Annotated in this window: 27 protein-coding genes; 19 read left to right on the top strand and 8 right to left on the bottom strand. The window is 40.0% G+C overall.

Annotation, left to right across the window (positions count from 1 at the left end):
- Window positions 1-57: 57 nt before the first annotated feature.
- From mltG to udk, 5 genes are all read left to right on the top strand, one after another.
- Entirely contained in the window at window positions 58-1,194 is a 1,137-nt protein-coding gene (gene mltG, locus SB775_RS13540; protein WP_410861880.1) for an endolytic transglycosylase MltG, read from the top strand.
- Between the two features lie 284 nt (window positions 1,195-1,478).
- Window positions 1,479-2,144 carry an O-methyltransferase gene (locus SB775_RS13535; RefSeq protein ID WP_176431778.1) on the top strand — a complete coding sequence of 222 codons (666 nt, stop codon included), beginning with the start codon at window positions 1,479-1,481 and terminating at the stop codon, window positions 2,142-2,144.
- The gene (locus SB775_RS13530) at window positions 2,131-3,060 is read left to right on the top strand and encodes a peptidase U32 family protein (protein WP_410861879.1); all 930 of its coding nucleotides are present in this window, start codon (window positions 2,131-2,133) and stop codon (window positions 3,058-3,060) included. The genes SB775_RS13535 and SB775_RS13530 overlap by 14 nt, the downstream gene beginning before the upstream one ends.
- 32 nt (window positions 3,061-3,092) lie before the next feature.
- Window positions 3,093-4,364, top strand: a complete 1,272-nt coding sequence (locus SB775_RS13525; protein WP_061464151.1) for a peptidase U32 family protein — start codon at window positions 3,093-3,095, stop codon at window positions 4,362-4,364.
- Between the two features lies 1 nt (window position 4,365).
- Window positions 4,366-5,001 carry a uridine kinase gene (gene udk / locus SB775_RS13520; RefSeq protein ID WP_061464150.1) on the top strand — a complete coding sequence of 212 codons (636 nt, stop codon included), beginning with the start codon at window positions 4,366-4,368 and terminating at the stop codon, window positions 4,999-5,001.
- Window positions 5,002-5,129: 128 nt separating this feature from the next.
- Here the strand turns inward: udk and SB775_RS13515 are convergent, their stop codons facing one another.
- From SB775_RS13515 to SB775_RS13505, 3 genes are all read right to left on the bottom strand, one after another.
- Window positions 5,130-5,522 carry a tyrosine-type recombinase/integrase gene (locus SB775_RS13515; protein WP_410861891.1) on the bottom strand — a complete coding sequence of 131 codons (393 nt, stop codon included), beginning with the start codon at window positions 5,520-5,522 and terminating at the stop codon, window positions 5,130-5,132.
- Window positions 5,523-6,144: 622 nt separating this feature from the next.
- Window positions 6,145-6,642, bottom strand: a complete 498-nt coding sequence (locus SB775_RS13510) for a hypothetical protein (RefSeq protein WP_410861878.1) — start codon at window positions 6,640-6,642, stop codon at window positions 6,145-6,147.
- Window positions 6,643-6,648: 6 nt separating this feature from the next.
- A complete protein-coding gene (locus SB775_RS13505) occupies window positions 6,649-7,062 on the bottom strand; it encodes a hypothetical protein (RefSeq protein WP_318681110.1) in 414 nt (137 codons plus the stop codon).
- Window positions 7,063-8,516: 1,454 nt separating this feature from the next.
- On the opposite strand from SB775_RS13505, the gene greA reads away from it, so the two are divergent.
- The 3 genes from greA to SB775_RS13490 all read left to right on the top strand — a co-directional run bounded on the left by greA (window position 8,517) and on the right by SB775_RS13490 (window position 11,643).
- Window positions 8,517-8,993 (top strand): transcription elongation factor GreA, encoded by a 477-nt coding sequence (gene greA, locus SB775_RS13500; RefSeq protein WP_056528546.1) that lies wholly within the window; start codon window positions 8,517-8,519, stop codon window positions 8,991-8,993.
- A 121-nt stretch (window positions 8,994-9,114) separates the two neighbouring features.
- Complete coding sequence (locus SB775_RS13495; protein WP_410861877.1) at window positions 9,115-10,866, top strand: peptidoglycan D,D-transpeptidase FtsI family protein; 1,752 nt, start codon at window positions 9,115-9,117, stop codon at window positions 10,864-10,866.
- Between the two features lie 87 nt (window positions 10,867-10,953).
- The gene (locus SB775_RS13490) at window positions 10,954-11,643 is read left to right on the top strand and encodes a YrrS family protein (RefSeq protein WP_410861876.1); all 690 of its coding nucleotides are present in this window, start codon (window positions 10,954-10,956) and stop codon (window positions 11,641-11,643) included.
- A gap of 67 nt (window positions 11,644-11,710) precedes the next feature.
- On the opposite strand, the gene SB775_RS13485 is transcribed toward SB775_RS13490, so the two are convergent.
- Entirely contained in the window at window positions 11,711-11,923 is a 213-nt protein-coding gene (locus tag SB775_RS13485; protein ID WP_061464144.1) for a DUF2536 family protein, read from the bottom strand.
- 623 nt (window positions 11,924-12,546) lie between these two features.
- On the opposite strand from SB775_RS13485, the gene SB775_RS13480 reads away from it, so the two are divergent.
- The 7 genes from SB775_RS13480 (at window position 12,547) to SB775_RS13450 (ending at window position 16,836) form a co-directional block, all read left to right on the top strand.
- A complete protein-coding gene (locus tag SB775_RS13480) occupies window positions 12,547-12,672 on the top strand; it encodes a hypothetical protein (protein ID WP_410861875.1) in 126 nt (41 codons plus the stop codon).
- Between the two features lie 40 nt (window positions 12,673-12,712).
- Complete coding sequence (locus SB775_RS13475; protein ID WP_410861874.1) at window positions 12,713-13,351, top strand: class I SAM-dependent DNA methyltransferase; 639 nt, start codon at window positions 12,713-12,715, stop codon at window positions 13,349-13,351.
- A 16-nt stretch (window positions 13,352-13,367) separates the two neighbouring features.
- Entirely contained in the window at window positions 13,368-14,063 is a 696-nt protein-coding gene (mtnN, locus tag SB775_RS13470; RefSeq protein ID WP_410861873.1) for a 5'-methylthioadenosine/S-adenosylhomocysteine nucleosidase, read from the top strand.
- Between the two features lie 94 nt (window positions 14,064-14,157).
- The gene (locus tag SB775_RS13465; RefSeq protein WP_089361566.1) at window positions 14,158-15,084 is read left to right on the top strand and encodes a PLP-dependent cysteine synthase family protein; all 927 of its coding nucleotides are present in this window, start codon (window positions 14,158-14,160) and stop codon (window positions 15,082-15,084) included.
- 1 nt (window position 15,085) lies between these two features.
- Entirely contained in the window at window positions 15,086-16,222 is a 1,137-nt protein-coding gene (locus tag SB775_RS13460) for a bifunctional cystathionine gamma-lyase/homocysteine desulfhydrase (protein ID WP_089361565.1), read from the top strand.
- A 115-nt stretch (window positions 16,223-16,337) separates the two neighbouring features.
- Window positions 16,338-16,604 carry a YrhC family protein gene (locus SB775_RS13455; protein WP_284470189.1) on the top strand — a complete coding sequence of 89 codons (267 nt, stop codon included), beginning with the start codon at window positions 16,338-16,340 and terminating at the stop codon, window positions 16,602-16,604.
- 73 nt (window positions 16,605-16,677) lie between these two features.
- Window positions 16,678-16,836, top strand: coding sequence for a dihydrodipicolinate synthase family protein (locus tag SB775_RS13450; RefSeq protein ID WP_410861890.1), 159 nt, complete (start codon window positions 16,678-16,680; stop codon window positions 16,834-16,836).
- An 886-nt stretch (window positions 16,837-17,722) separates the two neighbouring features.
- On the opposite strand, the gene SB775_RS13445 is transcribed toward SB775_RS13450, so the two are convergent.
- Window positions 17,723-18,022, bottom strand: a complete 300-nt coding sequence (locus SB775_RS13445; protein WP_410861872.1) for a spore coat protein — start codon at window positions 18,020-18,022, stop codon at window positions 17,723-17,725.
- Window positions 18,022-18,225 (bottom strand): hypothetical protein, encoded by a 204-nt coding sequence (locus SB775_RS13440; protein WP_192204848.1) that lies wholly within the window; start codon window positions 18,223-18,225, stop codon window positions 18,022-18,024. Before SB775_RS13440 ends, SB775_RS13445 begins: the two co-directional genes overlap by 1 nt.
- Before the next feature lie 189 nt (window positions 18,226-18,414).
- Here SB775_RS13440 and SB775_RS13435 point away from each other — a divergent pair, with 189 nt between their 5' ends.
- The 3 genes from SB775_RS13435 to SB775_RS13425 are packed head-to-tail and all read left to right on the top strand — an operon-like array spanning window position 18,415 to window position 20,157.
- Window positions 18,415-18,630: a spore coat protein gene (locus tag SB775_RS13435; RefSeq protein WP_410861871.1), complete on the top strand. Its 216-nt coding sequence runs from the start codon at window positions 18,415-18,417 to the stop codon at window positions 18,628-18,630.
- A 12-nt stretch (window positions 18,631-18,642) separates the two neighbouring features.
- Entirely contained in the window at window positions 18,643-19,005 is a 363-nt protein-coding gene (locus tag SB775_RS13430) for a spore coat protein (RefSeq protein WP_241589722.1), read from the top strand.
- Window positions 19,006-19,020: 15 nt separating this feature from the next.
- Entirely contained in the window at window positions 19,021-20,157 is a 1,137-nt protein-coding gene (locus tag SB775_RS13425; protein WP_410861870.1) for a zinc-dependent alcohol dehydrogenase, read from the top strand.
- A gap of 580 nt (window positions 20,158-20,737) precedes the next feature.
- Here SB775_RS13425 and SB775_RS13420 read toward each other — a convergent pair.
- Both SB775_RS13420 and SB775_RS13415 read right to left on the bottom strand, forming a co-directional pair.
- Window positions 20,738-20,989, bottom strand: coding sequence for a hypothetical protein (locus SB775_RS13420; RefSeq protein WP_410861869.1), 252 nt, complete (start codon window positions 20,987-20,989; stop codon window positions 20,738-20,740).
- Window positions 20,967-21,068, bottom strand: a complete 102-nt coding sequence (locus tag SB775_RS13415; RefSeq protein WP_410861889.1) for a transposase — start codon at window positions 21,066-21,068, stop codon at window positions 20,967-20,969. The genes SB775_RS13420 and SB775_RS13415 overlap by 23 nt, the downstream gene beginning before the upstream one ends.
- A 352-nt stretch (window positions 21,069-21,420) precedes the next feature.
- Between SB775_RS13415 and SB775_RS13410 the strand changes: the two genes are divergently transcribed.
- Window positions 21,421-21,918 (top strand): LURP-one-related/scramblase family protein, encoded by a 498-nt coding sequence (locus tag SB775_RS13410; RefSeq protein ID WP_063236216.1) that lies wholly within the window; start codon window positions 21,421-21,423, stop codon window positions 21,916-21,918.
- Window positions 21,919-22,282 lie beyond the last annotated feature (364 nt).

Below are 22,282 nucleotides of genomic sequence, written 5' to 3'. Positions count from 1 at the left end.
GAAAGCATCACCTAGAAACCATTCTGTAGTTGGTGTGAGTTTGCAGGGGGAATGAAAATGGATGAAAAAGATAAAAATCTATCTAAAAAGGAACATATCCGAATGAAATTGTTAGAACGGCAAGGAGAAGCCAAGCTGGTACGTAAAATCATCATGATTACGATAGCTTCGCTTATTTTATTAATTGGAATAGTTGGTCTTGTGGGCTTTTTATATATCAACTCAGCCATGAAACCAGTCGATCCTGATGATGACACGATCAAAAAAGTGAAAATCCCAATCGGATCTTCCGTGAACGAAATTTCAACACTGCTTGAAGAGCAAGGAATAATCAAGGACGCACGCGTATTCAAATATTATATTAAATTTCGGAATGAATCCGGTTTTCAGGCAGGTGAGTATAAATTGTCACCTTCCATGCCAATTGAAGATATTGTCACAAGCATCAAAACCGGGAAACTCATGAAAGAGGCTGTATTGAAGATAACGATTCCTGAAGGAAAGCAGCTTATCCAGATTGCCGATATCATTGCAATGAAGACGGATGAGGATCCGAAAAAGGTCTTTAAGGAATTGAATGATAAGAAATTCGTTAAGTCCATGGAAAAGAAATTTCCGGAGCTCTTGACGTCGGAAATTGAAAATAAAAAGGTTTTATATCCGCTTGAAGGGTACCTTTTCCCAGCTACATATGACTTTTATGAGAAAAAGCCGACATTGGAATCCATAGTCACCGAGATGCTGAAGAAAACGGAAGAGACATTGCAGGCATACGAGCCCCAGATGGACAAAAGCAATTATTCCGTACACCAGATGCTGACTTTCGCTTCGCTTGTCGAAGAAGAAGCCACGGCAAAAGTTGATCGCGGAAAGATAGCTTCCGTCTTTTATAATCGGATGAAGGAAGGTATGCCGCTTCAAACAGATCCGACCGTTCTGTATGCAAAAGGTTCACATAAGAGTAAGGTGTACTACAAAGACCTTGAGGTGAAGTCCCCGTATAATACGTATAAGAACAAGGGGCTGCCGCCAGGACCGATTGCCAATGCCGGAAAGACCTCGATTGATGCGGTTTTGAAACCTCAGAAAACGGATTTCCTATACTTTTTGGCAACACCTGAAGGGGAAGTCCTTTACTCCAAAACTTTGGATGACCATAATAACAAAAAGGCAGAGCATATTTCCAATAAATAAATAAAAAAATGGCAAAGCGACTGAGGGGGGAGAGATATTACTTTCCCCTTGTTTTTATGATAGAATAGTACAAGTGAATTTTAGATCCGATTTTTATCGGTGACGTAACTCGGCGAATGCCGGGTTTTATTTTGAAAGATAAGGAAATGTAGATCGTCAAGCATACTTGTTTCAGCTCCTTGTGAAAAATTGTAGGCATTTGAAGATGAAATCTTTTTTGACCGATCAATTTCTTCATGTACTGACCAAGCGCTTTCGTTTTTCTTATAATTGGAGGAAACGTTTTGAACGGAAAAATAGAACAATATCTTCATTCCTTAATTCCGGAGCGTACGGGTTTGATTAAGGAGTTGGAAGACTTTGCAATTGAAAATAGTGTGCCGATCATGGAGCCGGAAGGTATTGAGGTGCTGCTTCAGATTTTAAGGCTTCATCAGCCTAAGGCGATTCTGGAGGTGGGTTCGGCCATTGGCTATTCGGCCATAAGGATGGCTGAGACCCTTCCGGAGGCTCAAATCGTTACACTTGAACGAAATGAAGCCCGTATTGAGCAGGCAAGAACTAACTTCGAGAAGGCTGGACTGTCCAAAAGGATTACCCTTATTGAAGGTGATGCCCTTGAAGCGGGTCCGAAAGTCATGGAACATGGTCCGTTTGATATCATCTTCGTTGATGCAGCTAAAGGGCAGTACAAGCGATTCTTTGAACTATTTGAACCAATGCTTGCAGATGCTGGCATTATCATTACGGATAATGTTTTATTTAAAGGATTGGTTGCCGAAAATATTGAAGAAATGGAAATGACGAGACGAAAGCGAGCTCTCATCAAAAAAATCAGAGACTTTAACATCTGGTTACATGACCATCCTCATTTCGATACCGTAATTTTGCCGATTGGTGATGGTGTGGCCATAAGTAAACATAGAGGTGACAAAAATGAAAAAACCTGAATTACTCGTGACTCCAACAAGTGTCAGTCATATAACAGAACTCATCGATGCAGGAGCAGACGCCTTCGTCATTGGCGAACAACGTTATGCGCTTAGGCTGGCAGGGGAGTTCAAACGTGAGGATGTCAAGAAGGCGATTGAGCTTGCACATGCCGCAGGCAAGAAAGTGTACGTGTCAATGAACGCCATTTTCCATAATGAAAAAGTGGACGAGCTTGAAGAGTATGTCACATTCCTTAAAGAGACTGGTGCTGACCGGATCATATTCGGTGATCCAGCAGTCTTAATGGCTGTCCGTGCAGCGGCACCTGATATGCCCCTGCACTGGAATACAGAGATGACGGTAACGAACTGGTACACATGTAATTATTGGGGAAAACGCGGTGCTGTCCGTGCCGTGGCTGCCCGTGAAATTAGCCTGGACGAGATAGTGGAAATGAAAGAAAATGCCGAAGTGGAGATTGAAGTGCAAGTGCACGGCATGACGTGTATGTTCCAATCCAAGCGTACGCTTCTGGGGAATTACTTTGAATATCAAGGCAAGGCATTGGAAGTGGAAAATCGGAAGGAACATAGAAATATGTTCTTGCATGATAAGGAACGTGAAAATAAATACCCGATTTATGAAGATGAAAATGGTACACATATCATGAGTCCGAATGATATGTGCATGATTGATGAACTTCAGGAATTGATTGAAGCGGAAATTGATTCCTTGAAAATCGAAGGGTTATTACAAACACCGGAATATATCATCGAGATGACAAAGTTATATCGGGAAGCGATTGACGTATGTGCAGATGACCCTGACCGTTATGATGATATGAAATCGGAACTATTTGAAAGGGTCAAAGCGGTTCAGCCGGATAGTCGTGAGTTGGATACAGGATTCTTCTTTAAAGAATCGGTTTATTAAAGAAAAGGGTAAGAGAAAGAGGAGGAATAGCCTTGAATGCTATTGCTGATAAAATTTCCAAGATCGTTGATGGAAAGAGAGTCATTGTAAAAAAACCGGAATTGCTGGCTCCGGCCGGCAACCTGGAAAAATTAAAAATCGCCGTCCATTACGGCGCGGATGCCGTATTCATTGGCGGGCAGGAATATGGTCTTCGTTCCAATGCAGGCAACTTCACGTTTGAGGAAATGAAGGAAGGCGTCGAATTCGCTAAAAAGTATGGTGCTAAAGTATATGTAACAACAAATATCTTCGCACATAATGAAAATATCGATGGTCTTGATGAATACCTGGAAGGTCTTCAGGAGGCTGGTGTTCATGGAATCATCGTCGCCGATCCATTAATCATCGAAACTTGTAAACGGGTCGCTCCTAACGTAGAAATCCATTTAAGCACACAGCAATCGCTGTCGAACTGGAAGGCTGTTCAGTACTGGAAAGAGGAAGGCCTGGAGCGGGTTGTTTTGGCACGTGAGACGAGTGCTGATGAAATCCGTGAAATGAAGGAGAAGGTTGATATCGAAATCGAGGCTTTCGTTCACGGGGCCATGTGCATTGCCTATTCTGGACGCTGCACCCTTTCGAACCATATGACGGCGCGTGATTCGAACCGTGGCGGCTGCTGTCAGTCATGCCGTTGGGATTACGATTTATATGAGTTGGATCAAGATGGGGAAAAGGCTCTATTCGATAAAGAAGATGCTCCATTCGCAATGAGTCCAAAAGACCTGAAGCTTATTGAATCCTTGCCAGGCATGATTGAAATTGGCATTGATAGCTTGAAAGTCGAAGGAAGAATGAAGTCCATTCATTATATTGCTACAGTTGTCAGTGTCTATCGTAAAGTGATTGATGCGTATTGTGCCGATCCGGACAATTTCAAGATTAAAAAAGAATGGCTCGAGGAGCTTGATAAGTGTGCGAACCGTGAGACGGCATCTTCGTTCATGGAAGGGGAAATTCCTGGGTATAAACAGCAAATGTTCGGGAATCATACCGTAAAGACTCGCTTCGACTTCGCGGGATTGGTGCTTGAATATAACGAGGAAACTCAAATCGCCACCATGCAGCAACGTAACTTCTTCAAGCCTGGAGATGAAGTGGAGTTTTTTGGACCGGAAATCGAAAACTTCACTCAAAAAATCGGTACGATCTGGGATGAGTCAGGTAAGGAGCTGGAGGCAGCTCGCCATCCGCTTCAAATTGTCCGCATTCAAGTAGATAATCGAGTATATGTGAACAATATGATGCGGAAGGAGAATTGACATGACAAGGAAAAAACCAGTGGTCATCGGAGTTACCGGAGGGTCAGGATCAGGTAAAACAAGTGTTACCCGTTCCATTTTTGAATTCTTTCAAGGACATTCGATCTTGATGATCGAACAAGATTATTACTACAAAGATCAAAGTCATTTGCCTTTTGAAGAACGGTTGAAAACGAATTATGATCACCCTCTGGCATTTGATAATGATTTGTTAATCGATCACATTAACGCATTGCTGCGCTATGAAACGATAGAAAAACCAGTTTATGATTATTCGATCCATACACGTTCAGAAGAAGTCATTACAGTTGAGCCCCAGGATGTCATCATCCTTGAAGGGATTCTTGTGCTGGAGGATGAGCGCCTCCGGGATCTGATGGATATGAAACTGTATGTTGATACTGACGCAGACTTGCGGATACTCCGTCGGATGACCCGTGATATTAAAGAACGCGGCCGTTCCATAGATTCCGTCATCGATCAATACATCAGTGTCGTTCGCCCGATGCATAATCAATTCATAGAACCGACGAAGCGTTATGCCGATATCATCATTCCAGAAGGCGGTCAAAACCATGTGGCGATTGACCTTATGGTGACAAAAATAAGGGACATACTTGAAACATCATTGCTGTAACAACGTTTTAACAAAAATATTACCTGAAAATTGAATAGCAGCCCACTCCTTGCCCACCAAGTAAAGGATGTGGGCTGCAAAATCATTAACTTGCATAATTGAGTTTATTTGTTTATTTATCTCTTTACTTATATGAGGTATACGTTTAATGTAGCCTTTATAGATGCGTGTCCGACCCTTAATTGTATTCCTGGAACTGTTTTCTTCGCTTCTATTAATAAGGCCGTATGAGTGTGCCTGAGGCCGTGTGGAGTGATTTTGGGAACTCCTGCTTTTTTAAATAGTATTAAGTTGATACCCGAAATTCGAGCTGGGTCAGGTTTGTCCGGTTTATCGGAAAAGATAAAATTAAAATCCTTATAAACATTTCCACTTTTCATCCTAATTTGATTATGAATATGATGCCACGATTTCAATTGTTTAATTACTAGTGGCGGAATAGGCATCTTACGTTTTAGAGCTGATATATACTCATTTCTTAAGTCGTTTTTTTGAAATAATGTCTTATTAACATTAAGAATCGCACTTTCAAAATCAATAGCAGCCCACTTTAACCAACAGCCTCACCAATCCTTAATCCAGAAAAGGCCAATACAAGAAATAAAGTTAATTCTTTTTTTGATTTTCAACTTAAGCTCTCCTTTGCCCAATACCCTTTATTACCTTCTCCAGTTTAAATGTATTTCTCTCTTGGTAATTTTGCCTCCACTATTTAATTTTTCAACTGAACATTTCCTACTCTTTTCTTGATCACTTTTATGCTTATATTGTGGATTAATCGACGAGGGGTCCCTTCGAATATCTTCATTACATTAATTAAATTTACCTACTTCTGGATTTTGTTTATAAAGGCTTTCTTATAAGGATATAGAAAAAACCCGAATAATAAGGGGACTTTTTTTACGTGTCCATTATTCGAGGATAGTACAAGACCGAAAGGGAGCTTTTCTTAATTCGTGTTCAAGGATTGAAAGGTGAATTTCTTTTTGAAAGTTTATTATAGATTGAAAGGCTACTCCCGCTGCAATAAATGAACCAATAAAGCAGTGCCTCCTAGTGTAAACAACCTCCCTATTCAATTTGCGAAATGTCGTTATATGATTGCCTCCAACTTAGACTTTAATATGATTATACAGGCAAGATTTACTGTTGATGAAAATTGGGATAAACGTAGTTTTGTAAGAAAATCACTTCTCTTTTTAGTGATTCGGTAATAGAAATTAAAGACTCCATATTCTGCTGTAATGAATTGATTTGTTTTTCCATTTTTCTTATTTTTCTACTTTGTTCCTTTGCTTCTTTTTCTGCTTGTTTCTCTACTAAAGCGGATTGTTCAATTTCAAGTGCAACACCTCCTGATGCAACCAAATCCCCAATGGTAACGATTATGGCTCCGACCAATGCTAATATAAATCCAGCATTAGACTCAGATTCTGCTTCTGATTTTGTATTTTTTGAGTTGTTAGTTAATCCCTGTTCAACTTCTTCAATTTGTTCAACTTCTTGGGCCTCTAATGCAATTCCCAAAATAGTGAGAATGTTTCCTATGTTTACAATCATCGAACCAAAAAAACTAATCTTATCCCCAGCATGAGCAGGTAAGGAATACAATATATTATTTTCCTCAGGTCTTTGGTCCAAAGCTTCTCACCCTCTTGGTTGTGAATTTATTTTTTCAATTAAACACATTGTAATGTCAGTTAATGAGTCCTGAATCACTAAAAATTTGGAAATTTCCTCTTTAATATCATTTTCTTTTAATTCTGTTGGTACAACATTTTCTACCCTGGATATTAAACTATTTAGACAATCTACTATATCATTGAATGTTTTGATTAATAATTCATGTTCCGTTACTAAGATATATGGAGGGGAAATGGTCTCAAGAGATTGTAAACTGCTTTGACTTACACTTATCGCATTTTTTATATCTAAACAATATTGATTATGATCAGAAATGATTCCATTCGAATAAATAGGATAAATCATATTAGATACATATACTAAATTCCCTCCAACGAGATGGAGAGTTTGACCGTATTGCTTGAAACTTTTTCTCATTAGAATCCCCCTTGATTAACCGAAAGACTTTGGGCTTATTACTTAAATAATGTATGTGAAAGTAAATAAAATGGTTCAATATAAAAGTAATGTTGGTAAATAATTAGACCTGTTAGAAAATCGATTTTCTCTCTTTTTTGTCAGCACAACATACCCCTGCCGATTAAAGTGAATTAGGTGGTATAAAAAAGGTGATTATATTCATGGCCCATGAAATCCACATCAAAATGCGAACTTGTCCATCAGTTTATTCACAATTCCATTAAAGTTCATGCATCCAGAATTCCTGTATGGTTTCAGCTTTTCCGCAGAAGGAACTTACAGGTTCTATAAATACATTTAGAACCCAATGGGCTGCGTAATTTGCTTGTTTTAAAGAATTTTCTCGAGAATTATCCACATGAGAGAATTGAGCAATGGCTTTACGTTTATTTTTTTAAGGCTGGACACTTTCACAGGGGTCTTGCGGGACATTTCATCTTTCAAAGGTTGAATAATGATGGCAGTGGCTGTCAGCATCATATCCTTTTTCTCTTCTTTGGTACTTTTCGGATCATGCCGAGGTCTTCAAGTTTTTTCATTAAACGAGTGCCTGTTTTATATGAACCTCCGAGGTTAAAAGCAATCGTATTTTTACACATGTAGCTCACACCGATTTGCTTGCAGCTGTGGCGTTTTAAAACCTCCGGCGAAGCCAATTAGTCTATCCTGTACGTCCGCACGCTTAAGACGCACGTATAGTGTCTCTATAAGTAAGCACGTACTGCTTTATTCATTACTTTTCTTTCTGTGAAAGGTGATAGGTTTTTATTTGATTCTTCATTGGATAGTACATCGATTCGTTTCTTCATTAATATAATGTCTCTTGCTTGGAAACAAAAAAGCAACGTTCACCATAATAAATCATGGCAAACCATCACTTATGCACGCTGTGCTTTTTTGTATTTGGGGGAATGGTCTGCCCACCTATTGCCCACCGATTATCAATTCATATCTATAATCGTCTGAAGAGAAGAGGTAATTGGTGTTCATGAAACTTTGATGTATTGCATCTTGATTTAGATGGAATACTACCCCTTATCCCATATAACGTTTGACCTTATGGTGACAAAAATTCAAACAATCCTTGAACAAAAGTCTTTTTTGTAATAACATAGCATAAATAATGATATGTGCCATTTTCCTCCGTTTTTTAAAAAAATCCCATTTATTTATTGGGAAAGACTGGACAAATGTTGGAAAACGCAATACTCTATTCTTGATATAGAACGAACCGGCTGCTCACCGCAGTCGGTTTATATACTAAGGAACGGATGTTTCCTTAGTATCAATGCGCGTACTTTTTTATTCGCGCAATTATATATTTTGACTCGAGTATTAGAGTTAAGCACTTATAGTACATAAACTTGTCACAGCGAATGCTTGCTGTAAAGAATTAGAAGGAGTGAAGGGTTTTGGCAATTGAAAAAGAGTATCCAATGACTAAAGAAGGAAAGTTAAAGCTTGAACAGGAACTGGAACAATTAAAAACGGTTAAACGTAAAGAAGTGGTGGAGAGAATTAAAATCGCCCGCAGTTTTGGGGATCTTTCCGAGAACTCGGAGTACGATTCCGCAAAAGAAGAGCAGGCATTCGTTGAAGGACGAATTACTACAATCGAAAACATGATCCGTAATGCTAAAATCATTGAAGGCAATGATTCGAATACAGATACAGTTTCACTTGGGAAGTCGGTAACATTCGTAGAACTTCCAAATGGTGACGAAGAAACATACTCCATCGTAGGTAGTGTTGAAGCGGACCCATTCGAAGGGAAAATTTCCAATGATTCTCCAATCGCGAAAAGCCTAATAGGGAAAAGGGTCGGCGACAAGGTATCGATCATGACACCTGGCGGCGAAATGAGCGTCAAGATTGTTTCCATCAGCTAAATTGGCTTAAGAGGGTGTCCATAGGGGCATCCTCTTTTTTATCGGAAAAATGAATTGATAAATTTGTTCATAATTGTTTAAAAATTCGCACCTCGTCAACAATGGTTACGAGGTGTATTTTATGAAAAAGAAACGAATGAGGTTGCTGGCTATTTTATTGACCACTTTCATGCTGATGCTCATAGGAAGGCTCGCCTACATCCAACTTGTATCGACAGAATCTTTTTCAAAGCATGATGTGAACCTAATAGAAGCAAGTGTGAATCAGCGTTCACAGATATTAAAGATTGATGATGGGCGTGGAAAGTTTTATGACAGAAATGGGGCACCACTTGCACATGAAGAGATCCCGACGCTCGTCCTATTTCCATTTTTGAAAAAAATGACATGGCCTATAGATGAAATTGCCTCGATAATAGGCAGATCGGAAGCGGAGTTGAAACGGGCAATTGAACAAGCGGATGAACCATTTGTATTTGGCGGAGATGAACCGATAGAGTTGACGCCAAGCCAATCGAAGGCAATCAATCAATTGAAGATTCCCGGGGTCTTTGCCGTGAACGAGAAATTATATCACGATCAAACCCCTGCAGCGCAATTGATCGGCACGACGAATATATCAGATGCGGAAAAGAAAAAACGTTATCCCGACTTGAATTTATCCCCTGAAACGAAAATCGGCAATACGGGACTGCAAAGGACCTTTGATGAGTTCTTGCTTTCCGCTGGGGAATCGAAGCTCGTTTTTCACGTGGATGCCAGCGGAGGCCCAATGTTCGGTGTCGATGTTAAATATGTGGAACCAGCGAATCCCCTCTACCCAGTCAAGGTCGTAACGACCATTGATAAAGAGATTCAGGAAAGAGCGGAGAAGCTCGTCGATGAACGCGGGATAAAAAAAGGCGGTCTCGTACTGATCGATATCGAAAAAAGTGAAATCGTTGCAATGGTATCACGCCCGGCGCTTAATATAAAAGATCCGAATGGCGAAGGGGCCGTCAATATGATGCTGACTCAAAAAACGCCAGGTTCCGTCTTTAAAACGGTCACGGCAGCAGCGGCCATCGATTATGAAGCGGCTAGTCCTACCAGGACATTTAATTGTAATTTAACGATTGACGGGAAAACGGATAAACAGAGGGAACTGGGCATGCTTAATTTTGAAAATAGCTTTGCCCAAAGCTGTAACAGGACGTTTGCCGAATTGTCACAGGAAATTTCTAAGAAGAATCCTGACTTTTTGGATAAATACGCAAAAATGCTAGGGTTGATTGGCGAAACGGGCTGGCAAGGGGATGTTTATCACACGAAAGTTACCCAGTTGCATCATGAACAAACCGGGAAGGTCTGGCATGATGACGGCTTAAAAAAGGACCCCAAAATGATTGCCAAAACAGCAATTGGCCAGCAGGATGTCCAGACGACACCGCTCGCTATAGCGAATATGATGGCAACGATTGCCCGCGGTGGCAAGAAGGAACAGGTCAAAGCCGTTTCTAGGGTCGAATTTAACAATAGTACGACCGTAGTCGATTTCCCCGATCAAAGTATTGGCGGTGAGACACTTTCCCCATATACAACGATGAAAATGCAGCATCTTCTGAGGAAGGTCGTAACGGAAGAAAAAGGGACGGGTGCTTCCTTGAGAGATTTGCCTGTGGAGGTAGCTGGCAAGTCTGGTACAGCTCAGACGAATATTGAAAAAGGGGAGCTCAATAAATGGTTTGCAGGCTACTTTCCATATAAGAATCCCAAATATGCTCTAGTTACCGTAAGTTTTGAAACGAAGGAAAACAGTTCCAGCATGACGCCTCTTTTTTCAGATATTGTAAAAGTCTTATACTCCAAGGACCAGGACAATAGCAAGAATTGACGAAAAGTGTAGGAAACCCTTCCCTTCTATCTCTAGCTAAATCATGTTAAAATGAGGCAGTAAGAAATGGTAAGGGAGGAATGGACCTTGGGTTCACGTTTTAATCAGAGAGATCAAAAAAGAAAAGTAAATAAAATATATAATATTGCAATCACCATCGTTTCCATTTTAATCGTCATTGTTGCTGTCACCATTTTCTTAAGTGATGGTGGCACTGAATCGAAAAAAACCACGACTGAACAAAAGCAAATCGCCGATAAACAGGGGAAAGTAGTGGACAAACCTGCTGGGAAAGAGGAAGAAACCGATTCAGGGAAGGAAGTGGCAGAAGAAGATAGTAAAGCAACAGAAGAAGATGGCAAAGCAACGGAGGAAGATACCGGAGAGAAGTCTGAAGATGGAACAGACCCAGAAAAAGCGGGGGATGCCAAACTTGTGGAAGTGGAAGGCAGCGGAGATGGCAATGTCGCGGCTACATATACGAGTGAGGGCTGGAAACCAGTTGGAACTGAACAAACCGGGGAACACACCACAAGCTTTCAAAAAGGCTCAGTCGATTGGAATGAAATGAGTAAGGCCATTGCTCTTGGAGCCGGAATCGATGAAGGAAGCATGAGACTTTGGTGGCTTCAAAACGGCGGTTCGCCTAATACGGCGATCGGTACCGTTTCTGAGGGGAACAGTCCAAAAACCTTCCGGGTCCATATCGAATGGGTGGACGGATCAGGTTGGAAGCCTGTAAAAGTCGAAGAGCTGAAAACAAACGATAAAAGGTAATGGATAAAAAAATATTAACGAAAAACCCCCGAAAGGAATTCCACTTTTCGGGGGTTTTTCATTGTGGTCACTTTTTTGCTTTAAAGTGTACTACTGCACTGTAAAAACGTCTGCCTTCCTCGCTTACATACATTTGGTGTGATACGGATTGAACCTGAAGCATGATCGCTTTATTGATTTCAATTTGTGATTGAATTTTTTCCTCGAGGTTTTTAATGCTTTCTGCCTCGAAAAATTCTATTTTATCTTCGAATAAGTTTAAGTCTAGTTGAAAACTCATGACTGTTCCCCTCCAACATTTAGATACTGTTAGTTTAACACCAATCTGAACTGAATGAATGGATTTGCCTAAAAAACAAGAACTGTTTTTGTGTTTATTTCATATTATGCTGATAGGTTTTATTATCTAATCATAGGGGCAGAGAAATTTATAGATTTATTTGAAGAATGGTCGAAATCGTATGATGATACCGGTGGTGGACACGATATGGAGTATCAAGACGTTATTAAACATTTTGATAGGCTATTGGAAAGTTCATCAATTAGGCTTATGGTCACGTGCTACAAGGCCTGCGTAGGTACAAGGAATCTATTGAACAGCGGAAGCCTTTCCGCCGATTATTCTATATTGCATAAACCTCATTAAACTGGTAGGATAACTTAGAAAGGTATCCTGATATGACTGTCCTTCCTAACATCCATGAGTTGATTGGGGAGAAGACGGTGATTTGAAATCACGCATTTCCGGTTACTGAATGAAGTCCGTATCTTTGGCTAACTGGAATACTTTAATCCGGGAGGAAACCAAGGGGATATGGATGGCATTTTTACCTATCTATATGGATGAAACGAATTTTGATCATTCGATAAGCGATCGTGAAGCTTTTCCATATGGTGAAGGAATTGACGATTAAAGAAGGCCTGTTTATAGGCAATTCTTTTGGCGCGGCATTTTCAGCGGCCATGAAGGATTCGGCCAAGGCTTCAAGTGGGGGCGAATATCGTTGTGATATTCCCGGATTCCAGTGAATGATACTTTAGAAAAAAATTTATCAGGGTGGTATATAAAATGGGCAGAGAATTTATAGATTTATTTGAGGAATGGTCGAAATCGTATGATGATACGGTTGGTGGACACGATATTGAGTATCAAGAGGTTTTTAAACATTATGATAGGATATTGGACAGCGTCACCAATCGGGTTCATGGCCATGTGCTTGAGTTTGGCGTAGGCACCGGGAATTTGACGGAAAGGCTTTTGAAGAAAGGCCTGAAGGTATCGGGAATCGAGCCATCACCTGCCATGAGGGAAATAGCGGTAAGCAAGTTGCAAGGGAAAACAGAAATTATAGATGGCGATTTTATCGATTTTCCGAAGCCGGAACAGGTTGATTCGATCGTGAGTACGTACGCGTTTCATCATTTAACCGATGAAGAAAAAGAAAAAGCGATAGCCAGCTATGGAAAGTTACTGAATACTGGTGGTAAAATAGTGTTTGCGGATACGATGTATCAATCCAGGGAAGCGCATGAACAAGCGATTTCTGATGCAAGGCAGGCGGGCTTTCATAATTTGGCGAACGATTTGCAAACGGAATATTATACGACGATTCCTTTTTTGGAAAAAGCACTTGAAGCAAATGGATATAAAGTGAACTTCGAGCGCTGCAATCAATTTGTCTGGATTATGGAGGCGGAAAAATTATAGGAAGAGGTTTTTACTAATGAAAGTAGCCATAATCGGAGCAATGGAAGAAGAAGTTACAATTTTACGTGATAAATTGGAAGGTTTGGAGCAGGTGACCATTGCCGGTTCCGAGTTCAATACAGGCACACTGAATGGTATCGAGGTCATTTTGCTTAAATCGGGAATAGGTAAAGTGAATGCGGCAATGTCCACTACGATCCTTTTAGAAAAATTCAAACCGGACGCGGTCATCAATACTGGCTCTGCCGGCGGTTATCATACAGCACTGAATGTCGGGGATGTGGTCATATCCTCGGAAGTTCGCCATCATGATGTGGACGTGACGATTTTTGGATATGAGTACGGTCAAGTCCCTCAGCTGCCTGCAGCTTTCATCCCTGATGAAAAACTTCTTGCAATCGCAGAAGAAGCAGCTAAAGAAATAGAGAATATGCAAGTGGCGAAAGGGCTGATCGTGACGGGGGATTCTTTCATGAATGATCCTGACAGGGTTGAATTCGTCAGAGGGAAATTTTCCGATTTATACGCGGTGGAAATGGAAGCGGCAGCCATTGCACAGGTAGCCTTCCAATTCAAAACACCATTTGTCATCATTCGTTCCCTTTCGGATATCGCAGGTAAGGAGTCCAATATTTCCTTTGATAAATTCCTGGAAACGGCGGCTCTACATTCAGCGGCACTGATTTTGAAAATGATTGAAAAAATGAAATGAATGATTAGTGATCAGCGGAAGTCTTTCCGCTGATTATTCTTTATTGCATAATTCTTATTAAATTGGTAGGATAACTATGAAAGGATGTCCGAATATGAAAGTCTTTAAAAACATTCATGAGTTGATCGGGGAAACGCCGATGATGGAAATAACCCATTTCCCGCTTCCAGATGAAGTCCGTATCTTTGCCAAACTGGAATACTTTAATCCGGGAGGCAGTGTGAAGGACCGGCTTGGTCAAGAACTTTTAGCCCAAGCGTTACAGACAGGGAAGGTGAAAAAGGGTGGGACAATCATTGAACCGACTGCCGGAAATACTGGGATTGGCTTGGCGTTGGCGGCAATAAACAGTGGAGTAGACGTGATATTTTGTGTTCCGGAGAAATTCAGTGCCGAGAAACAGGAATTGATGCGTGCCCTTGGGGCCAAAGTGATCCAGACCCCGACAGAGGAAGGAATGACAGGAGCGATTGCGAAGGCTAAGGAACTGCTGGCTGAAATTCCAGGATCTTATTGTCCCCAACAGTTTGCCAATCCATCCAATCCTGATGCCTATTATAAAACGCTGGGACCTGAAATATGGGAACAGATGGATGGCGATGTAGATGTGTTTGTTGCCGGAGCAGGAACGGGAGGGACATTCATGGGAACATCGCGATATTTAAAAGAAAAGAATGCAGCTTCTGTCAAAACGGTCATAGTCGAACCAGAAGGATCGATTTTAAACGGAGGCAAAGCAGGACCCCATAAAACCGAGGGGATAGGGATGGAATTTTTACCAGCTTATATGGATGAGACGTATTTTGATCAGATTCATACGATAAGTGATCGTGACGCTTTCCACATGGTGAAGGAATTGGCGATGAAAGAAGGCTTGCTTGTCGGCAGTTCTTCCGGCGCGGCATTTGCAGCGGCCATGAAAGAAGCGGCCAAGGCTGACCGGGGGACGAATATCGTCGTCGTATTTCCGGATTCCAGTGAACGGTACTTAAGCAAAAAAATTTATCAGGGAGGTATATAAAATGAGAAAAAAAACACAATTGATCCATGGCGGCATTTTTGGTGATGAAAAAACAGGCGCGGTTTCGGTGCCGATTTATCAAGTGAGCACCTATAAGCAGGATGGTCCGGGGAATCATCGGGGATATGAATATTCCCGTACGGGCAACCCAACCCGCCATGCCCTCGAGGAATTGATCAAGGACCTCGAAGAAGGAGAAAGAGGATTCGCCTTCGGGTCAGGAATGGCAGCGATGACGGCGGTCATGATGCTGTTCAGTCAAGGTGATCATGTATTGATGACAGATGACGTTTATGGAGGGTCCTTCCGGGTCATCACGAAAGTTCTTAACCGCTTCGGGGTGGAAGCTACGTTCATCAATACGAGTGACATACACTCGATCGAAAAAGAGATCAGGGATAATACGAAGGCACTTTTCATTGAAACCCCGACGAACCCATTATTGAAGATCACTGATCTAGAAGCGGTATCAAAAATAGCTAAAGAAAACGGCATCCTCACCATTGTGGATAATACCTTCAGTACGCCATATTGGCAAAATCCACTTACACTTGGAGCCGATATCGTGCTTCATAGCGCTACGAAGTACCTGGGGGGACACAGCGATGTTGTAGCGGGCCTTGTCGTGGTGAATGATGAAAAACTTGGCAATGACCTTCATTTCATCCAGAACTCTACAGGGGGCGTGCTAGGGCCCCAAGATTCATGGTTGCTAATGCGTGGAATTAAAACGCTGGGAATTCGAATGGAAGAACATGAAAAAAATACATCTCGTATCGTCCGTTTCCTATCCGGGCATGAAGGCGTTTCGAAAATCTATTACCCAGGTCTTGAAAACCATCCAAACCATGATATTGCAAAAAAACAATCGCGTGGCTTCGGCGGTATGGTTTCATTCGATGTCGGCAGTGCCGAAAAAGCCGAATCGGTTTTGAGTAAAGTGAAATTCTTCACACTTGCTGAAAGTCTAGGGGCAGTGGAAAGCTTAATTTCGATTCCGGCCTTGATGACGCATGCCTCGATTCCGGCAGAGCGCCGTGCAGAGCTTGGAATAACAGATGGGCTGATTCGTATTTCAGTTGGTCTGGAAGACGTTGAAGACTTATTGGAAGACTTGGAACAAGCGCTAAAAGGATAAATCGGAAGAGGGACCGCTTCATAGCTTGCTGCCATTATTTACACCCTGTCATTTGGAATGAATATGGTAAAATGAGATATCGATATCTTATTAGCTTGAAAGAAGGTGGAATGGCATGAAAAACCGCAAAAAACAAACGGCTGCAATGCTGCGTTCGAAAATGGTCGATTTTAAACAATTTGCGATTACCTTGCTATGTGTCGGCTCGTTCTTCTATTTAGGAACCATCCTTCCCACTGGCGACAAAGCGATGATTGACACATATGTCTATATGGGAGCGACAATAATGTTCCTTGGCATATCCATAGTATTTTTCCGATTATCCAAAAAATATAAAAAGACCCTGGCGGAAATGGATGACCAGGACTCTTTACAACAATAGAAAAAAACCTGATTCTTTCAAGAATCAGGTTTTTTTGTTTATCTTATTTAACTATGTAGCAAAAGTTTGATCAATTACTACTTTACCAATCATGATCTATAATAACCCTTTAAGAACTGGGTTTAATTCACAAGTTAAAAAATTAATAAGATTAGTAAAAAGATTCCCTCAAATTGTAGCATTTAAAGAAGCTGGTGACTCGACTAGTGTACCAATTGTAAAAAAAAACTAGGTTCAGAATTTATCGTATTATCTGGATTTGATTAAAATATATTTGAAGAGGCTGAACTTGGATTTAACGGTATTACTAGCATTTTGGGAAATGTATTTCCCAAAGAAATAAAAGAAATTATTAAAATTATACAATCAGGTAATAAAGAAGAAGGGCAAACAATTTTCTAAACTTCTGCCATATATGCAGTCTATGACAGAAATGGGAACACTTCGTACAATTAAGTGTCTATTAGAAAAACAAAATATACAGGTTGAAATTTGCCGAGAACCTCTTTCAACATTAAATAATGAAAGAAAAACTTAGAAAAAAATAGCTGTTGCTTCAATTAACCATGGAACAAAGGTGGTAGCATTTGCAAGATGATTCAACATTTCTCGTTTTGTGACAAGGATAATAAATTCCCTTGACGGTAAGTTGTTTCCGGAAGGGGATAAAAATCTGCTTCCAATATACTTTCTAAGGTTTTTTCGGGATTGCTTTTTCACTAAATTTAGTAATTTCACGTCTGTTTTGAATAGCTTCTAGTACCCGCATGAGATCATTCTCCCTTTCTTAGTTGTAGTGACAGGTAGACCATATATCAGTTCACTATCTTGGCTTTCAGGATTTACAGATAATCAGCGAAATGAAATACTTGATGTAATCTTTACTTATTTAGTAAAAGAATACGGAGACATTCAACATAGAATCCAACATAGATGCTTTATAACTATATTGAATCATTTATAAATGTCTCTTTAATTTAGGGGGTTAATATGATTATTGTCTTATAATATTCCCCTAAAAAAAAGCAATGTATCTCAAGTTCGAGAAATTCATTGCTTTTTTACCATTTGCCCGTACCTCTGTGTGATCTGTCTGTTTTCACATTCATGAGTTGACTTTATTGTTGAGGAAGGTTTAGGGCTGTATTTGATGTATTTATATCAACTTGTAATTGTTCACTTAAATCATGTGGATGATAGTAACCTGTTGAAATCATATAGTTACTTATCTCTCCGTGTCTTTCTACAGCAACACGAAGCTGTTCTCTTAAGGCTGCTTTCAATTCAGGTGTTTTTGTTTCTGTAATGGCAAATGCAATATTTCTAATTCCTGATTTTGCGGATATTAAGAAGTCCGTTGCAATCACCTGATCAGTCATGCCACCAATACCCGCCATATTTTGCAAAAAATTTGTCATTACTGTTCCCCTCGATTCGTCAGAATTTCCTGCAGTTTTTGAATATCTTGTGTTCCAGTGCTCATGTCTTTTAATAGAATATTTTGTAGTTCTGTATCCTGCACTAAACTGCTCATTGTAGAGGACTTTGTTAGACAAAGACTCTTGAAAGTTAAAATTTCGTGCGCCTCTAAAGTCTCATGCAGTCCTAAATTTTCAGTCATGATTTTTCACTCCATTTCTTTGAGAATTCACTTACATATCTTTCGTAATACAATAGTTTTTATACATCATCATTTGCAAAGGTAACGTGTATTTTGGGAAATAAACTACCTATCTGTCAATAATCCGTATAACAAACAGATGAACTGGGAAAGGTATTTTTGTTATATATAGATTAGGGAGGTGAACGTATGGAAAATGAAAGCTTGGGATTTCATGAAACCATGGAAACGCATGAAATTTTAAATTTTAAAACAATAGGTTTAATGAGATCAAAATTAATGCAAGGTATTTGCTTTGACAATGACTTAAAAGCATTAATGGAAAAAGACGTACAACAATCTATAGCTGCTATAAACGAGCTAAAGGGTTTTTATACAGAAGCCCGAACAAACTATGAAAAATGAGGTGAAATTTAAATGGAAATGGATTTTTTAGATCCTCAAGGCGCTGAACATATGCCGGAAATGGCTGATTCCTCTTTCGCGCTAGATTTTCTACTCTCTATCAAAAGTGGGATTCATACGTATGGTATTGCATTATCTGAAACAGCGAATCCCGCATTGCGAAAAGCATTGTACCAGCAAATGGAGCAATCTATTGACTTACATGGTGAGTTATCCGATTTAATGATCAGCAAGGGCTGGCTTTATCCGAACGATGTAGGTAAACAGGTGGAATTAGATTTGAAATCAGCCGATATGGCGGTTAGTATCGCTGGAATGAATCTTTTCCCGAATGATACTGACAGACTCGGCATGTTCGCAACGCCGAATAAATAAAGGAGGAAAAGCATCATGAAAGCCGTAACTTACCAGGGCAATAAAAATGTACAAGTTAAAGAAGTTAAAGACCCTAACATCAAAAATTCGGATGATATTATTGTAAAAGTCACTACTTCAGCGATTTGCGGCTCTGATTTGCACTTAATTCATCAATTAATTCCCAATATGCCTACAGATTATGTGATTGGTCATGAGCCGATGGGGGTTGTAGAGGAAGTTGGACCAGGGGTAACTAAGGTAAAGAAGGGAGACCGGGTCATTATCCCCTTTAACGTTAGCTGCGGGAGCTGCTGGTATTGCGACCACGACCTAACAAGTCAGTGCGATAATTCAAATCCTCATGGGGAAATGGGTGGTTTTTTTGGATACTCAGAAACAACTGGTGGGTATGCGGGCGGGCAAGCTGAATATATGCGTGTTCCTTATGGAAACTTTACCCCTTTCAAAATCCCAGAAGACTGCGAGGTAGAAGATGAAAAATTGGTGTTGCTCGCTGATGCAGCATCCACAGCATTCTGGAGTGTAGATCACGCAGGTGTCAAATCTGGCGATACGGTTATCGTTTTAGGCTGTGGTCCTGTAGGTCTACTTACTCAAAAATTCGCTTGGTTTAAAGGGGCGAAAAGGGTGATTGCTGTCGACCATCTAGATTATCGTTTAGAGCATGCAAAAAGGACGAATAAAGTCGAAACCGTTAATTTTGCACAATATGAAAACACTGGCGAATACCTTAGAGAAATCACTAAAGGTGGTGCTGATATCGTAATTGACTGTTCCGGGATGAGTGGCAAAATGACTCCGATGGAATATCTTGCATCGGGTCTTAAATTACATGGAGGAGCCATGGGTGGGATTGTAATTGCGTCCCAAGCCGTGCGTAAGGCGGGAACCATACAAATAACAGGCGTTTATGGCGGCCGTTATAATGGATTCCCCCTAGGAGATATTTTCCAAAGAAACGTGGATATTAAAACCGGACAGGCACCTGTTATTCCTTATATGCCCTACCTTTATAAACTAATATCAGAAGGAAAAGTAGATCCTGGCGATGTTGTAACCCATGTACTTCCAATTGACCAAGCAAAGCATGGGTATGAAGTATTTGATACAAGGACAGATGGATGTATTAAAGTGGTCCTTAAGCCATAAAGATGGTTGTTTTCATTTGGAAAAATAGATTTTACAACTATGGATATGGACTATAAGTAAGAAGGGTAGGTATCAACCCCTTTTTTTAACTTTTTGGAGTAATTTTTACTTCTGGATGAATTACGCATAGAAGATTTAAGAAAAGTGAACACCCCAGACTTGAGAGCTACATTTACCTTATTCAAATTAAGCACCAGAAAAGACGATTTTGCCCAAGGGAAAATCGTTTTTTTGGTGCTCTAAGCTATCTTTTTTTCATAGAAGTTTTTTTCATTAAGAATGTTTATGTAACTAAAGAAAATGAAGCTAATATATATTACCTTGACAATTGAGGTTTAAATCTTTGATCCAATTAAAGGGTGCATTACTTCTATATGGGGCTGGAAACAGCTCTTTTTTGTATGAAAACACATTAGTAAAAAAGCCATGCTAAAATAACCCCTCCATATTCTTATTTTTTTTGATGGGGGTAAATGTACTATTTCGTTATTTTAACTGGTTATGCAGTTTGTTGTTTAGATGGGGCGATTGTATAGCCTTTCTTTTTTAGGTATTCGTTCATTTTTAATTCTTTGTTATTTTATTTTTCTTCAAGGTAATTTGAGCCTAGTTCATGATAAGGTTCTCCTGTTTTAAAGATGTTGTAAGCAATCGTTACTAGTAAATGGGCAGAAGCGATTCGTCCCTTCATTTTTCCTTGCCGTTTGGTAATCCTTTTTCGATGTGAAGCTTTTCGATTATTTTGCCTTGATGTCGCTAATACACATTTTACGGCCATCGTTTTTAAAGCTTTATTCCCTTGTGTGGTTTTACTCGTTTTTTTTACCAGCACTTTCGTAATTTCTAGGACTCACACCAGCCCAAGAGGCAAGATGTTTAGCTGACTTAAATACGGACATATCTACGCCCATCTCCGCAATAAAAGTAGCTGCGGCAGCTTTGTTCACACCAGGTATACCATCCAATAATTCTACTTCCCTACGATAAAGGTGGCGGCGAGGAGCGCCCCCATAGGAGTGTCTTATGGCACTATCGGGGCAGCTAGTTGAAGGGTACATAAGGAGTTATTCAACCATTGGGCCAGATTGCGAAGGAAGAATTGCTGACTTTACAAAAGGTAAATTAGTAATGATTAATAGTGGTGAACCGAAAAGAAGGCGCTTTTGAGTGAAGCTGTTATTTGGAATTTAATGCATAATATTGGAACAGATGCTCATTTCAAACGTAAGTAATGTAAAAGACTTAAGGTTGGGAGGCAAAAGTATGAGGCAGCTTTATATAAAGCAGAAGGTATTCAGTCTTAGCGGGAAATTTACAGTAAAGGATCAGCAGGAGAAGGATATATATTACGTGGAGGGAAGTTTTATGCAAGTTCCAAAGACTTTCTCCATTATGAATACAGCAAGAGATGAAGTAGCACTTATTACGAAAAAGGTGTTCAGCTTTTTACCAAAGTTTTTGGTTGAGGTGAATGGTCGAGAGGTATTAACAATAAAGAAGGAATTTTCCTTCTTAAAAGCACGATATACAATTGATGCGGCAGGCATTGAAGTACATGGTAATTGGTGGGATATGGATTTTCAAGTTTTACAGCATGGTAAAATCGTAGGAAAAGTGGGCAAGGAGTGGTTCACTTGGGGCGATAGCTACAAGGTTCAAATAATAGATGAAGAGATGGAAACCATTATTATTGCACTCGTTGTTGCCATTGATTGTGTGAAGGCTGATCAAGCAGCTGCTTCCTCAGCAGCATCGATTTAAAGTAGAAGTGTAAAATTAAAAGGCTGACAGTTTTTAAAAAATCACTGCTTGGATAGGTGCGGTGAACCTATCATAAGCTAAATGAGGTTCTTAAATAATCTATATTAAATGAATATCCGCCCACTTTATAGGCTTCTAAAAATTCTTACTTATGCTCAGGATGAAAAAGTTACACTAAACTTAAAAATACTCCCCTTTAAAGGAGACAGATTTATTTTCTAACCAGGCTGTTGGACGGGAGCAAATCATAATAGTTTTTATGTTAGTTCTAAAATTGACTGCAAACGTAAATTCAGATGCTCTCATTCCCCGTCTTTGGAGAGCCAGTGGAAGTTTGAATCACTTTATCGAAACTCCCATGTTT

It is taken from the genome of Peribacillus sp. SIMBA_075 (assembly GCF_046534585.1).
This window is presented reverse-complemented; position numbering and strand designations above follow the sequence as displayed.

What these genes read in the sequence shown, in the direction of transcription:
- SB775_RS13505 (WP_318681110.1), bottom strand. Translation starts at nt 7,062, where the DNA reads ATGAGAAAAAGTTTCAAGCAATACGGTCAAACTCTCCATCTCGTTGGA.
- SB775_RS13530 (WP_410861879.1), top strand. Translation starts at nt 2,131, where the DNA reads ATGAAAAAACCTGAATTACTCGTGACTCCAACAAGTGTCAGTCATATA.
- udk (WP_061464150.1), top strand. Translation starts at nt 4,366, where the DNA reads ATGACAAGGAAAAAACCAGTGGTCATCGGAGTTACCGGAGGGTCAGGA.
- SB775_RS13465 (WP_089361566.1), top strand. Translation starts at nt 14,158, where the DNA reads ATGAAAGTCTTTAAAAACATTCATGAGTTGATCGGGGAAACGCCGATG.
- SB775_RS13410 (WP_063236216.1), top strand. Translation starts at nt 21,421, where the DNA reads ATGAGGCAGCTTTATATAAAGCAGAAGGTATTCAGTCTTAGCGGGAAA.
- SB775_RS13455 (WP_284470189.1), top strand. Translation starts at nt 16,338, where the DNA reads ATGAAAAACCGCAAAAAACAAACGGCTGCAATGCTGCGTTCGAAAATG.
- mtnN (WP_410861873.1), top strand. Translation starts at nt 13,368, where the DNA reads ATGAAAGTAGCCATAATCGGAGCAATGGAAGAAGAAGTTACAATTTTA.
- SB775_RS13445 (WP_410861872.1), bottom strand. Translation starts at nt 18,022, where the DNA reads ATGACAAATTTTTTGCAAAATATGGCGGGTATTGGTGGCATGACTGAT.
- SB775_RS13475 (WP_410861874.1), top strand. Translation starts at nt 12,713, where the DNA reads ATGGGCAGAGAATTTATAGATTTATTTGAGGAATGGTCGAAATCGTAT.
- SB775_RS13495 (WP_410861877.1), top strand. Translation starts at nt 9,115, where the DNA reads ATGAAAAAGAAACGAATGAGGTTGCTGGCTATTTTATTGACCACTTTC.
- SB775_RS13430 (WP_241589722.1), top strand. Translation starts at nt 18,643, where the DNA reads ATGGAAATGGATTTTTTAGATCCTCAAGGCGCTGAACATATGCCGGAA.
- SB775_RS13460 (WP_089361565.1), top strand. Translation starts at nt 15,086, where the DNA reads ATGAGAAAAAAAACACAATTGATCCATGGCGGCATTTTTGGTGATGAA.
- SB775_RS13440 (WP_192204848.1), bottom strand. Translation starts at nt 18,225, where the DNA reads ATGACTGAAAATTTAGGACTGCATGAGACTTTAGAGGCGCACGAAATT.
- SB775_RS13425 (WP_410861870.1), top strand. Translation starts at nt 19,021, where the DNA reads ATGAAAGCCGTAACTTACCAGGGCAATAAAAATGTACAAGTTAAAGAA.
- SB775_RS13415 (WP_410861889.1), bottom strand. Translation starts at nt 21,068, where the DNA reads ATGGGCGTAGATATGTCCGTATTTAAGTCAGCTAAACATCTTGCCTCT.
- SB775_RS13485 (WP_061464144.1), bottom strand. Translation starts at nt 11,923, where the DNA reads ATGAGTTTTCAACTAGACTTAAACTTATTCGAAGATAAAATAGAATTT.
- SB775_RS13435 (WP_410861871.1), top strand. Translation starts at nt 18,415, where the DNA reads ATGGAAAATGAAAGCTTGGGATTTCATGAAACCATGGAAACGCATGAA.
- mltG (WP_410861880.1), top strand. Translation starts at nt 58, where the DNA reads ATGGATGAAAAAGATAAAAATCTATCTAAAAAGGAACATATCCGAATG.